This window comes from Undibacterium sp. SXout20W (assembly GCF_049340285.1).
Classification (GTDB): Bacteria; Pseudomonadota; Gammaproteobacteria; order Burkholderiales; family Burkholderiaceae_D; genus Undibacterium.
In genome coordinates this window covers 1-13,155 of sequence record NZ_JBMPPH010000008.1, presented here as the reverse complement: position 1 = coordinate 13,155, position 13,155 = coordinate 1, and the positions used below count along the sequence as shown (strand labels likewise).

The 13,155-nt window shown below is 47.0% G+C and carries 11 protein-coding genes; 2 read left to right on the top strand and 9 right to left on the bottom strand.

Annotated elements, in window-relative coordinates; genetic code table 11:
- Positions 1 to 46: 46 nt before the first annotated feature.
- Positions 47 to 349, bottom strand: coding sequence for a helix-hairpin-helix domain-containing protein (locus ACO0K1_RS06410; protein ID WP_423023882.1), 303 nt, complete (start codon positions 347 to 349; stop codon positions 47 to 49).
- Positions 350 to 473: 124 nt separating this feature from the next.
- Between ACO0K1_RS06410 and ACO0K1_RS06405 the strand changes: the two genes are divergently transcribed.
- Positions 474 to 1,520: a MerR family transcriptional regulator gene (locus ACO0K1_RS06405; protein WP_423023880.1), complete on the top strand. Its 1,047-nt coding sequence runs from the start codon at positions 474 to 476 to the stop codon at positions 1,518 to 1,520.
- Positions 1,521 to 1,530: 10 nt separating this feature from the next.
- On the top strand, positions 1,531 to 2,859 hold the full coding sequence (locus ACO0K1_RS06400) for an MFS transporter (protein ID WP_423023878.1): 1,329 nt from the start codon (positions 1,531 to 1,533) through the stop codon (positions 2,857 to 2,859).
- Between the two features lie 91 nt (positions 2,860 to 2,950).
- Here ACO0K1_RS06400 and ACO0K1_RS06395 read toward each other — a convergent pair whose 3' ends face one another.
- The 8 genes from ACO0K1_RS06395 to ACO0K1_RS06360 form a co-directional block, all read right to left on the bottom strand.
- On the bottom strand, positions 2,951 to 4,126 hold the full coding sequence (locus tag ACO0K1_RS06395; RefSeq protein WP_423023874.1) for an acyl-CoA dehydrogenase: 1,176 nt from the start codon (positions 4,124 to 4,126) through the stop codon (positions 2,951 to 2,953).
- A 595-nt stretch (positions 4,127 to 4,721) separates the two neighbouring features.
- Entirely contained in the window at positions 4,722 to 5,117 is a 396-nt protein-coding gene (locus ACO0K1_RS06390; RefSeq protein ID WP_423023872.1) for a RidA family protein, read from the bottom strand.
- Positions 5,118 to 5,120: 3 nt separating this feature from the next.
- Positions 5,121 to 6,314, bottom strand: coding sequence for an acyl-CoA dehydrogenase family protein (locus tag ACO0K1_RS06385; RefSeq protein ID WP_423023870.1), 1,194 nt, complete (start codon positions 6,312 to 6,314; stop codon positions 5,121 to 5,123).
- Positions 6,315 to 6,316: 2 nt separating this feature from the next.
- Positions 6,317 to 7,171, bottom strand: coding sequence for an enoyl-CoA hydratase family protein (locus tag ACO0K1_RS06380; RefSeq protein WP_423023868.1), 855 nt, complete (start codon positions 7,169 to 7,171; stop codon positions 6,317 to 6,319).
- A 3-nt stretch (positions 7,172 to 7,174) separates the two neighbouring features.
- On the bottom strand, positions 7,175 to 7,708 hold the full coding sequence (locus ACO0K1_RS06375; protein WP_423023866.1) for a MarR family winged helix-turn-helix transcriptional regulator: 534 nt from the start codon (positions 7,706 to 7,708) through the stop codon (positions 7,175 to 7,177).
- Positions 7,705 to 8,508 carry an SDR family NAD(P)-dependent oxidoreductase gene (locus tag ACO0K1_RS06370; protein ID WP_423023864.1) on the bottom strand — a complete coding sequence of 268 codons (804 nt, stop codon included), beginning with the start codon at positions 8,506 to 8,508 and terminating at the stop codon, positions 7,705 to 7,707. The genes ACO0K1_RS06375 and ACO0K1_RS06370 overlap by 4 nt, the downstream gene beginning before the upstream one ends.
- Before the next feature lie 8 nt (positions 8,509 to 8,516).
- Positions 8,517 to 10,910 carry a bifunctional salicylyl-CoA 5-hydroxylase/oxidoreductase gene (locus ACO0K1_RS06365; RefSeq protein WP_423023862.1) on the bottom strand — a complete coding sequence of 798 codons (2,394 nt, stop codon included), beginning with the start codon at positions 10,908 to 10,910 and terminating at the stop codon, positions 8,517 to 8,519.
- A 78-nt stretch (positions 10,911 to 10,988) separates the two neighbouring features.
- Entirely contained in the window at positions 10,989 to 12,611 is a 1,623-nt protein-coding gene (locus ACO0K1_RS06360) for a benzoate-CoA ligase family protein (protein WP_423023860.1), read from the bottom strand.
- Positions 12,612 to 13,155: the final 544 nt, after the last annotated feature.

Below are 13,155 nucleotides of genomic sequence, written 5' to 3'. Positions count from 1 at the left end.
TCCCACCACCGTTCCTCATACGCTCTGCACGTCAGCAGATCTTTCATTAGCCATCAGCTTTTCTCACTGCCAATGTCTGTTTGCGTTCTTCCGTGTACGCCCACCAGACACGCGCAGGTTCGCCATTCATGAACCGCGTTACGGACATGAATACATCGATCACACACGGATCGTGCCGCTTGCCAGTCAGCAGGCACAATTTATCGAACATTTCGTACGGACAACGGCCAACTAGTTCAGCTGGCGTATGAATACCCAGCACCCTGAAATCCTCTACACCGGCTTTACCAATATTAGGTAAGTCAGTTAACTTTTTAAGACGCTGGCGGTCAACTTTATCGGGATGCATATTTTCTTTACTCTCAGATCACAGGTCGCGAGCACTGCAGCTTAATCAGGATTCACCTAAAAATGTGCTTGACCATAACACGGTGTCAGGCTTTATAGTCTTTCAAAATCAATGGAGACGTGCCATGTTATTAAAAATTGGTGAACTTGCAAAACGTACCGGCTTGACCGTACGCATTCTGCACCACTACGACAAAATCGGGCTACTACGCCCGACAGAACGCTCTGAGTCCGATTACCGCCTGTACAACCGTGACGATATTACTCGCCTGCATAGAATACAGGCTTTACGCCGCCTGAATTTGTCCCTGGCTGAGATTGCCACACTGGTAGAGCAAGATCAAGTCGAGCTGGAGAATGTTGTCTCTGAACAGTTGGCTATGCTGGAACAACAAATTGCCAGCAGCATTGCTTTACGTGGCCATCTTCAACATCTTCAGGAATTACTTCATACCAACCAGGAACCACAACTTGATTACTGGTTAGGCGTAATGGAAATGATGAGTATCGCCGATAAATATTTTACGCGGGAAGACCTGCATAAACTAAGGCACCATAAAAATGGGAGTGTCTCTGCGGATTTGCGCATGCAAGAATTGATCAAAGAAGCCCAAAAATTATTGCAGGCTGGAGTACGCCCGGATGATGCGAAGGCGAAAGGTCTGGCGGTGCGGTGGGTTACAACGATGAATGAGACCATGCCATCAATTCCACGCTATCTCACTATTATCACCAATATGCACAGAAATGAGCCTTCGCTACAAACCCTGACTGGCGTCGACAACGAATTGATGGATTTCATTACACAAGCCAGTATTGAAGTGCGTTATAGCATTTACAGAAAATATCTGAGTGAGCACGAATTGCGTTGCTTCCGGAGTTCAATGCTAAAGCACTCTTTGGAGTGGGATTTAATTTTTTCAGAAGTGCGTGAACTCATACAAGCTGGCATACCCGCTACCTCTACGCAAACTCTCACGGTATTAAGAAAATGGCGCAGCCTATTTTTAGACGCGTGGGGTGGTGACATGGCAACCATTGCGAAAGTGAGAGAAATTCATGCCAAAGAAAGTGGGGTCTTGTTGGGTGGGAGCATAACCCAGGAACTGATGACTTATGCCAGACAAGGCCTGGTTTATTTGGAAGCAGAAATCAGACAACAATCGAATTAAAGGAAAAATCATGCAGCCACAAATAAAAAAAGAAGCAAAAGCAACTGCAACGACAACGACAACGGCGAAAGCAACTCTATTTAGTGATAAAAATTTTCGCTGGCTGATCGGCGGGAGTACGATTTCCATGTTGGGCGATCAGTTCACTATGGTCGCTCTGCCATGGTTGGTGTTAAAAATGACTGGCGACACCTTCATCTTAGGAATCGTGCTGGCAATGTTAGGTGTGCCTCGTGCATTGTTTATTTTTATCGGTGGCGCCATCGTTGATCAATATTCGCCTAAACGCGTCATGATGATCACCAAGTACATCAATACCGTATTGCTCGCCACACTTGCAGGTTTAGTTTTCTCTGGCCATTTGAGTCTATGGATGGTGTACGCTTTGGCGCTCAGCCTGGGCATCTCTACAGCATTTAGCATACCGGCTGGAACATCGATGCTCCCGCGCGTGGTCGCTCTGTCGCAGCTTCAAATAGCCAACAGCATTACGCTGAGCATACGCCAGGTCAGTATGTTTTTAGGTCCCGTCATGGCAGGTATATTGATTGCGATATGTGGGCAATCAGAGAATGCCGGAATTAAAGACTCAACTGGGCTCAGTGCGGCGTTTTTATTGGATTGCGCCAGTTACGCGATTTCAGCCTGGACCCTAAACAAAGTGATGACCAGAGACGATGCGCACAATAAATCTGACGCTGTGAGTATCTTAAAGAATGTGTTCACAGGTTTGCAATTTTGCTGGCAACAAAAAGAGTTACGTACTTGCTTCATGTATTGGTCAGCCATCGCCTTTTTTATTATGGGACCGATGCAAATTGCGATGCCTCTGCTTGCGACCAAGCTTAACAACAGCGCTGGCACCTTTGGTTTATTGGCGGGTGCTCACGGTGCAGGAACACTGTTAGGTATGGCAGTTTCTGGCATCAAACCCAATCTGCGTTTTGGCACGCTGGGTGGCACCATGTTATTGATTGATTTCATCATTGCACTTTTGTTTATGCCTTTGGGTTTGGTGCAATCTAGCTGGCAAGCAGTGTTGATATTATTGACGATAGCCAGTCTTGGTGGTTATCTGCATGTCGCGGTGTTCACCTGGATACAAACGCAGGTGCCACCTGCCCTGCTGGGCCGAGCAATGAGTATGTTTATGTTTATCTTCATGGGTATAGGGCCGATATCGGCCGCACTATCTGGTTGGATGATGCGTAGTCTGCAACTGACACAGTTATTCTTTGTTTGTGGAGCTATGTTGATGTTGATCGTTATATTTGCGCTATTTGCGTCACCGATGCGACTAGTAAAGGACAATCGTGCTAGCGCCAATCAGGCTGGCTAAGTCTTTACAAGCATAAAAGTAAGGCAATAAATAAGGCAATTACCTGCTTAGTAATTGCCTTTTTTGTTTCACTCACAATGAAGCAGAAATTTTAGAATGCAGCGATGCCTGTTTGCGCACGACCAAGTATCAGCGCGTGGATGTCATGCGTACCTTCATAGGTGTTCACGACTTCCAGATTCACCAGATGACGGGCAATGCCGAACTCATCGGAGATACCATTACCACCGAGCATATCGCGCGCCATGCGGGCGATATCCAACGATTTACCGCAAGAATTACGTTTCATGATCGACGTAATTTCGACAGCGGCAGTACCTTCATCCTTCATGCGACCTAAACGCAGACAGCCTTGCAGCGCCAGCGTGATTTCAGTTTGCATGTCGGCAAGCTTTTTCTGGATCAATTGATTAGCCGCTAAAGGACGACCAAATTGTTGACGATCCATGGTGTATTGACGTGCCGTATGCCAGCAGAACTCCGCCGCGCCCAATGCGCCCCATGCGATACCGTAACGTGCCGAATTGAGGCAAGTGAACGGGCCTTTCAAGCCTTCTACGTGTGGCATCAGGTTTTCTTCTGGTACAAACACTTCATCCATCACGATTTCGCCAGTGATAGAAGCACGTAAGCCCACTTTACCGTGGATTGCTGGTGCGGATAAGCCTTTCCAGCCTTTTTCCAGAATAAAACCGCGGATACGTCCGTCGTCAGTTTTCGCCCAGACCACAAAAACGTCAGCGATAGGGCTATTGGTGATCCACATTTTAGCGCCGGACAATGAGTAACCACCTGGAACTGTTTTAGCGCGGGTCACCATGCTACCAGGATCGGAGCCATGATTTGGCTCAGTCAGACCAAAGCAGCCTATCCATTCACCGGTCGCCAGTTTAGGCAAATATTTTTGCTTTTGCGCTTCGCTACCGAATTCATTAATAGGCACCATCACTAACGAACTTTGTACGCTCATCATAGAGCGATAGCCCGAATCGATACGCTCTACTTCGCGTGCGACAAGACCATAGCATACATAATTAAGGCCGGCACCGCCGTATTCGGTCGGAATCATAGAACCGAGCAAACCGAGTTCGCCCATTTCTCTGAAGATGGCAGGGTCAGTTTTTTCGTGGCGGAAAGCTTCCAGCACTCGTGGCGCGAGTCTCTCTTCACTGTACGCGCGTGCAGCATCTTGCACCATGCGCTCTTCGTCCGTTAACTGCGAGGACAATAACAAAGGGTCTTCCCAACTAAATACTGCCTTAGCCATCTAATTCTCCTGAATATTATTTTCTTTAAATTTTTAGAACGGTAATACTTTTATCAACTTAATCTAGTCTACATATCCCCAGGCCATGTCTATCCTGACATTTTATGGAAATTCTGACAACAACCATCTATTTGTACCCAACCTCACAAGAGCAATCTCGTACGAGACAGCACAACCTGCACCCTCGAATATGTTCTGAAACACTAATAGTATACGCGAAGCGCCAAGTTTGTCGCCGCAACTTCATAGTCCTTAAGGACACGCAAGGTCTGATACCACTATATTCTTCAGTTTCACGGTCGCGCCTAAACTCTGTAGACGTAAATCTCGAGCATTATTGACCATACCAACAACAATTCCTTGAGAAAAAGTTCAATATCATCACCTATCAACTTGATAATTTGATTAGCCAATTTGCATTGATTTAGCATCGTTTTAGACTTTAATGTGGCGTTTTTTGGTTGTTTTTTTTGGTTGTTTTTTTTCGGTTGTTTTTTCCGTTTTTTTCGGACATTTTTTACGGCTGCTTTACTAAATATCCATCATTATCTCGTTAGAGCAACATTCCTATTGTGGTTTCGCTTGCGGAGACAAATTACTCTGGGACAATGGCAGTCACTTCGATTTCCACTTTGGCACGATCTTCAATCAATGCGGCGACTTGAACCGCTGTCATCGTCGGATAATGCTTACCGATAATCTCACGATAAGCATTGCCAATTTCTTTGTAGGCACCGACATATTCTTTTTTATCGGTAACATACCAAGTCATTCGAACAATGTGCTCAGGTTGTGCATCGGCTTCGGCCAGCACTTCGACGATATTGAGCAAAGCCTGGCGTACCTGCCCGGCAAAATCGTCAGTATGGAATTGGCCCTGTGCATCCCAACCTATCATGCCGCTGACACAAACAGTACGACCGCTCGCCACCATGCCATTGGAATATCCACGCGGTCTGGCCCAGCCTTCAGGTTGAAGTATATGTATCATTTTTTACTCCTCTACTCTGTTCGCAGCAAATTCTTTGAGCAATTCTCTGCCAATAATTAATTGTTGTACTTCGCTGGCGCCCTCATAGATACGTAAAGCGCGAATCTCACGATACAAGCGTTCCACGGGCACGTCACAAACGACGCCAAGTCCACCAAACATTTGCAAGGCAGAATCGATGACCTGCTGTGCAGTTTCGGTTGCAGTGAGTTTTGCCATCGCCGCTTCTTTAGTGACCTTTTTACCTTGATCACGTTGCCATGCGGCACGATAAATCAACAAAGCGGAGCTATCGATTGCCGTCGCCATGTGCGCAAACTTCGCTTGCGTCAATTGAAAATCTGCCAACGTCTGGTTAAACATTTTGCGACTGGTCGCTCTATGCAAGGCTTCGTCTAAAGCACGTCTTGCAAAGCCCAAAGCAGCGGCTGCAACGGATGTGCGGAATACGTCTAACGTCGCCATTGCAACTTTAAAACCCTGCCCCGACTCGCCAATTCGCTGCGTAACCGGAATGCGGCACTGATTGAATTTCAAACGCGCTAAAGGATGCGGTGCAATCACATTAATACGTTCGGCAATTTCAAATCCCAAGGTATCTGCATCAACAATAAATGCTGAGATACCACGTGCGCCAGGTGCTTCACCAGTGCGCGCGAAGACGACGTAAAAGTCGGCGATACCGCCATTAGAGATCCAGGTTTTCTCACCATTCAAGATGTACTCATTGCCATCCAACACGGCGCTACACTGCATCGCTGCCACGTCAGAACCAGCATCTGGTTCCGACAATGCAAATGCGGCAATTTTCTCGCCACGGGCAACTGCATTCAAATAAATCTGTTTCTGCGCATCACTTCCAAATAAACTAATCGCCCCTGATCCCAAACCCTGCATTGCAAACGCAAAATCTGCCAAGCCTGAATGACGTGCCAATGTTTCTCGCAGCAAACACAAGGCGCGTGTATCGATGACATCTGCAACTGCACCATAAGCCTTCCCACCGATCGCATGTTTCAACCATCCAGCAGTACCTAATTGCTTCACCAGGTCGCGGCAAGCCTGATCGACATCGTGTCCATGTGCATCTGAAATCGTTGATGCTGCCCACCTATCTAACTGCTGCTGCAGGTCACGATGATGTTGATCAAAAAAGGGCCAGTCCAGATAACTACGATCTGAAAGTATGTTACTCATCCTCAGTCTCCTTGAAATACCGGCTTTTGTTTTGCAACAAATGCGTGGTAGGCGCGGTGAAAATCATTGGTCATCATGCAAATTGCTTGTGCCTGTGCTTCTGCTTCGATCGCTTCATCAACACCCATATTCCATTCTTGTTGCAGCATTTTTTTTGTCATAGCATGCGCAAAAGTTGGGCCTTCGGCGAGATTTTTCGCATATTGCTTCGCATCGGATAACACATCATCGGGCGAACTCAGGCGATTAAAAAAGCCCCAACGCTCACCTTCTTCTCCAGACATCGAACGACCGGAATACAGCAAATCTGATGCTCTACCCTGCCCTATCAAACGCGGCAATATCGAACATGCCCCCATATCGCACCCAGCCAAACCAACGCGGGTAAATAAAAACGCTGTCTTACTACGTACGGTACCAAAGCGAATATCCGACGACAAAGCCAGAATCGCGCCAGCACCTGCACAAACGCCATCCACAGCGGCAATAATGGGCTGTGGACATGCACGCATGGCTTTCACCAGATCACCCGTCATACGGGTAAAACTAAGTAAGCCTGGCATATCCAGTTTAGTGAGTGGTCCGATAATTTCATGGACATCACCACCGGAGCAAAAATTATCACCAGCACCAGAGATCAAAATGGCTTTTACATCATCCGCATAAGAGAGTGCCCGAAACAGATCGCGCAATTCAGCATAAGAATCAAATGTCAGTGGATTTTTACGCTCCGGACGGTTCAGAATAATGGTAGCAACTGATTCCGCAACTTCGAAGTAAAAATGCTTCGCTTCATAATCAGCTAAATAATGGCGACTACCTGGCAATTGGTGGGTTTGTCCCGGAAGATATTTCATGGTTTATTCCTGTTCTGACTTATTTTTTGATACGTTCAAGTGATTTTTCACCTGTGCTAACAATGCGGACAACGCGGTTTTCTGAACACCAGGCAACCCTGCAAATAATTCTGCAATCCAACCTTCATGTACTGCCGCCATGCGTTTAAAAGCAACACGTCCACTCGTCGTGAGTTTGACGCTATAAGCGCGACGGTCTTTCGGGTCCGGTACGCGCATGACCAGATTCTCCTGCTCTAATTGATCCGTAATGCCAGTAATATTGCCACCGGTGACCATCATACGTTTTGACAATTCGCCCATGCGCAGTCCATCTGGGTAACGTTCCAACTGAGCCATCAAATCAAAGCGCGGCAAGGTGATGCCAAATTCATTGCGTAATCGCGAACGAATTTCTGCTTCCACCATTACCGTGCATGACAACATGCGCAACCACAGACGCAATGAATCATGATGCTCTCCTGTCAGGCGCGTTTCCATATCGGTAGCGTTGCCCACGTCGTCACCGTTTAAATCTTGATCCACGTCTCTCCTCATGGCATCACCTCACCGCCAGCCACGGCAATGGATTGTCCGGTAATGGCATTGGCATTCGCCTGACATAACCAGGCAACTGCATTGGCGACTTCATCCGGCTGCACCAGCCGTTGCTGTGGGTTACCTGACGCTAATGCTGCCCGTGCCTGTTCTTCAGTACGTCCAGTTTTTGCCATAATGTTGGTGACGGCGTCTTTAACTATGTCCGTTTCGGTATAGCCTGGACAAACCGCGTTGACCGTAATTCCTTTTGTCGCCATTTCTAATGCTAACGAACGCGTCAACCCGATGACTGCGTGTTTAGCAGCACAATAAGCGCTAACGTACGGATAACCTACCATCCCTGCAGTGCTCGCCACATTGACAATCCGCCCCCAACCGGCCTCCAACATCATTGGCAGAGCTTGCTGCGTGCAATGGACAATTCCCATCACATTGATGTTCAACATCTGTTGCCATTGTTCGGCATTGGATTTCAAAAAGGGTGATGAATGCGCTTGCCCAGCGTTGTTGACCAGAATATCAATGGGTCCTAATTGCGTAACTGCTTGTTGGAAGCCACGATTTACCGATTCTGCATCGGCAACATCCAAAGTAACATAAGCGATCTGCGCTTGATCTAATCTATCGATATCTTGATGCAAACTCGAAAGTATTTTCACAGCGTCACGCAACGCCTTTTCATTGCGACCAGCAATCGTTACCTTAATACCCTGCGCCAGCAAAGCTTGCGCAATCGCATAGCCGATCCCCTTCCCACCGCCCGTAACGAGCGCATGTTTTTGGTTTTGCAGCAACATATCCAACCTCAGCCTTCTAATAATTTTGCAGCAATCTGTTGCGGTGTAAGTCCCGCACTGGCAGCAGCAATTTGACGTTCACGCTCCAGATTACGTTCTAACTGGAATTTGCCTGCCACATACTGCTTAGGCCAAGCGATATCTGTGACGCCCAGTTTAGCCGCTTCATGCAAAGTCCATGCAGGATCTGCCAGATGCGGTCGCGCAATCGCACATAAATCGGCACGTCCGGCGGCAATAATGCTATTTGCATGATCTGCTTCGAAGATGGCTCCAACGGCCAACGTTGGAATTTGAACTTCATTGCGAATACGATCCGCAAATGGCGTCTGAAACATACGTCCAAACACTGGCTTTTCAGCTTTACTAACTTGTCCCGACGAACAGTCGATTAAATCTGCACCAGCATTCTTAAACAAGCGGGCAATCTCTATCGCATCATCAGGCGTAATACCACCCTCCACCCAGTCATGTGCCGAAATACGCACTGAAATCGGTTTTTCTGCCGGCCATACCGCTCTGATTGCAGCAAATACTTGCAATGGAAAACGACAACGATTTTCCAGAGAGCCACCATATTCATCCTGCCGCTGATTGGTGAGTGGCGAAATAAAGCTAGACAAGAAATAGCCATGTGCACAATGTAATTCCAGCCAGTCAAATCCAGCTTGGTCTGCAGCCCGCGTTGCTTCTACAAAGTCACACAAGACTTTATCCATGTCGACCTGGGTAGCTTCACGTGCCAGTTGCGACACGTTGGGTAAATAGCGTTGTTCGGAAGCGGAAATCAAAGGCCAATTGTCACTATCTAGTGGTTGATCGATTCCTTCCCAGGCCACCCGTGTCGAACCTTTTGCCCCGGCATGCCCGAGTTGCACTGCTATTTTTGCCTCCGTGTTGGCGTGCACAAAATCGACAATACGTTTCCATGCAATCATTTGTTCGTGGCTATATAAACCAGGACAAGCAGGCGTAATCCTCGCCTCAGAAGAGACACAAGTCATTTCTGCGAATACTAAACCTGCACCGCCCATAGCGCGACTACCGAGATGCACCAGATGATAATCACCGGCTACACCATCAACAGCAGAATATTGCGCCATCGGTGAGACCACGATGCGATTTTTCAAAACGACATTACGTAATTTAAAAGGCGTTAGCATCGGCGGAATAGCTTGCGTACTTACTGGCACTGGCAACCCGGCTTTTGCATACGCTTGCTCAGCGATCCAATGCTCAAAGCTGCGAACATAAGCCGCATCTCTGACACGCAGATTCTCATGCGACAGTCGCTGGCTGCGCGTTAACATTGAATACGCAAACTGTGGTGCCTCCAGTGCTGTATAACGCGATACATTTTCAAACCATTCCATCGAGTTACGTGCGGCACTTTGAATTTTCAATACCTCGATGGAACGCAATTGCTGGTAGTGGTCAAGTACGGCCTCCATACCTTTATTACCGAACCGGGCAAAACTTTGACTCAACTCAATCGCATCTTCTAACGCCAATTTGGTCCCGGAGCCTATTGAAAAGTGGGCTGTATGAGCAGCATCGCCCATCAAAATAACAGGAACTCGTTTTTGATGAATCGTATTCCAATGCACCCAATTTTTACAAATAATACGTGGGAATTTAATCCAGTTTGCCGAGCCGCGCAAATGCGCAGCATTTGCCATCAAGGTATTACCGTCCAGGTATTTTGCAAACACGCGTTCGCAAAAGGCAATTGCTTCCTCTTGCGACATTTTATCGATACCTGCCTTCAACCAGACTTCTTCGGGTGTTTCAACAATGAAGGTCGCAGTATCGCCGTCATATTGATAAGCATGTGCCTGAAACCAGCCGTGCTCTGTTTCCTCGAATGCAAAGGTAAATGCTGAAAATAATTTTTTCGTACCTAGCCAGACAAAGCGACATTTGCGTGTATCGATGTCAGGCTGGTAGCTGGATTCATAGCGTGTTCTGATACGACTATTGAGGCCATCTGAGGCAATCACAATATCAGCGTTGTATTCTGCCGCTAAGGTCTGATCATCGAGGACATCCGTTTCAAACACGAGCTTAACCCCCAAAGCTTCGCAACGCGCTTGCAAAATATTGAGTAGACGCTTTCTGCCGATACCGCAAAATCCGTGTCCACCAGAAGTCACGACCTGCCCTTTAAAATGGGTATCAATATCATCCCAGTGATTAAAAGCCTGCAAAATCGAGCGCGCAGTATCCTCATCTGCTTTGACCAGATTACCCAGAGTTTGGTCTGAAAACACCACGCCCCAGCCAAACGTGTCATAGGGACGATTACGCTCAACGACGGTAACATGATGCGCGGGATTTTGCTTCTTCATCAACAATGCAAAATACAAACCGGCAGGTCCCCCACCGATGCAAAGAATATTCATATGCCATCCTAAAATTTTAAAATTGATGCAATGCAATGCGATGCAATTTGACCCGAGCCCATCATCGCTTCTACCAAGTTACATCGAACGCAGTTTAAAGCGTTGTAATTTCCCGGTTTCAGTACGTGGTAGCGCCGTTTTAAATTCAATTGCCCGCGGATATTTATAGGGTGCGATTGATTTTTTGACGAAATCCTGAATCTCTTTGATCAAAACATCGTTAGCAATCACGTCAGTACGGACAACGACAAATGCTTTGACAATTTGTCCTCGCTCTTCGTCCGGCACGCCTACCACCGCACACTCAGCGACTGACGGGTGCAATAAAATTGCCTCTTCAACTTCCGGACCTGCGATGTTATAACCCGCCGAAATAATCATGTCATCGGTGCGGGCGCAATACCAGAAATAGCCGTCGGCATCCATCTGATAAGCGTCGCCAGTCAAATTCCAACCGTTCAGTACATATTTCATTTGACGTTCATCGGCCAAATAACGACAACCTGTGGGACCCTTGACAGCCAATCTACCAACCACACCTGCAGCAACCTCGCATCCATCGTCATCCAAGATACATGCCTGATAGCCAGGAATAGGCTTACCCGTCGCTCCGGGACGCACCTCGTCACCAGCGGCAGAAATAAAAATATGCAACATCTCAGTAGCACCAATACCATCAATCATCGTGAGCCCGGTTGCGTGCAGCCAAGCCTCACGTGTCACAATTGGCAACGCCTCACCCGCAGAAACCGTTTTTCGTAAACTATGTAGATCAAATTGATTGACGAGCCCGGTCATCTGACGATAAAACGTCGGCGCGGTAAAACAGATCGTCGCATTGAAATCGGCTATCGCCTTCAACAATAACTCGGGCGTTAACTTTTCGAGTAAGACGGCCGTTGCCCCGACCCGCAATGGAAATAACAGCAAGCCACCTAAACCAAACGTAAATGCAAGTGGCGGTGTGCCGATAAAAACGTCGTCCGCTTGAGATTGTAAAGTGGAACGTGGAAAACAATCACAAATAGCCATCACGTCCCGATGAAAATGCATGGTGCCTTTGGGTTTGCCCGTTGTGCCTGATGTAAAACCGATAAGACAAACGTCGTCGGCCGCAGTATCTAACGCATCGAACTCAATTGGCTTAGATGCCATCCGCATTTCGAGCGCATCATCGCCGCCATTGAAATACAAAACATGCTGTAACGTCGTCTGATCCCGCACCGTCGACGCTAACTCTTCGTGCAACGAATATGAGCATAGTGCATGAGAGACTTGTGCCTTTTCAACGATGACACTTAATTCTTTTGCCCTAAGCAAAGGCATCGTTGGCACGGCAATACCGCCAGCCTTAATCACCGCCAAAAAAGACGCCGCCATCATAGGCGTATTGGTTCCCCGTAACAACACACGATTACCTGGGACCATCCCCATGTCTTCAACCAGCACATGGGCAATACGGTTCACTTTTTCCTGCAATTGCGCGTAAGTCCAACTTTCACTATACGTGCGGATAGCCACTTTTTCGCGATCACCATTCAGACAAGACCTGTCTAAAATTTCAGCAATACAATTAAGTCGTTCTGGATAAATTAACTCAGGCAATGAAAACACCAGCTCCGGCCATTGCTCACGTGGCGGTAAATTATCAAAGGCAAACGTATCCACATGCGCAGATATCGCTCGTGCAGTTAAAGCCATGTCACCTCCTGTTACTTTAGTCAAAGTGAGGAATTCAGGAATTACGCAAATAATAAAATATACTTTAAACCTAAACTATTTAAAGGTAAAGTAAATTTTTATTCCAAAAATGATAAATGCGAGAGAGGCACTCAGGAAAAGGCAAGGCAAGGAAAAGGCAAACACCAAGCAACAGTCAAAAATATAACTGGAAATTTAAATCGAACTACGCAATTTAAATTAAATGGTTTGTTTTTTTGGAGAAGGGAATTCGGGGATAAGAGGCCAGCTAATGCTGGCCTCTTTGTGCAACTGTAACATCTAGCTGAAACGCTACTTTTTATGCTTACTTAAACAAGACTTGCCGACTCAACAAAAGTAAGAAAAACATAAAAAAGTTGGACAACACTATTTTTTATTCAATGTTAAACGCCTAAAGTAGTACCGTCAAAAACACCCGGCACTACCCCAGACCTTAACGGTAGCAGAACTCAGGCATCAATTAAAAGTAAGCTTTGAGCGAGAGCATGTAGCTGCGAGGTGCCTGCCATTGGTATTGATCCAA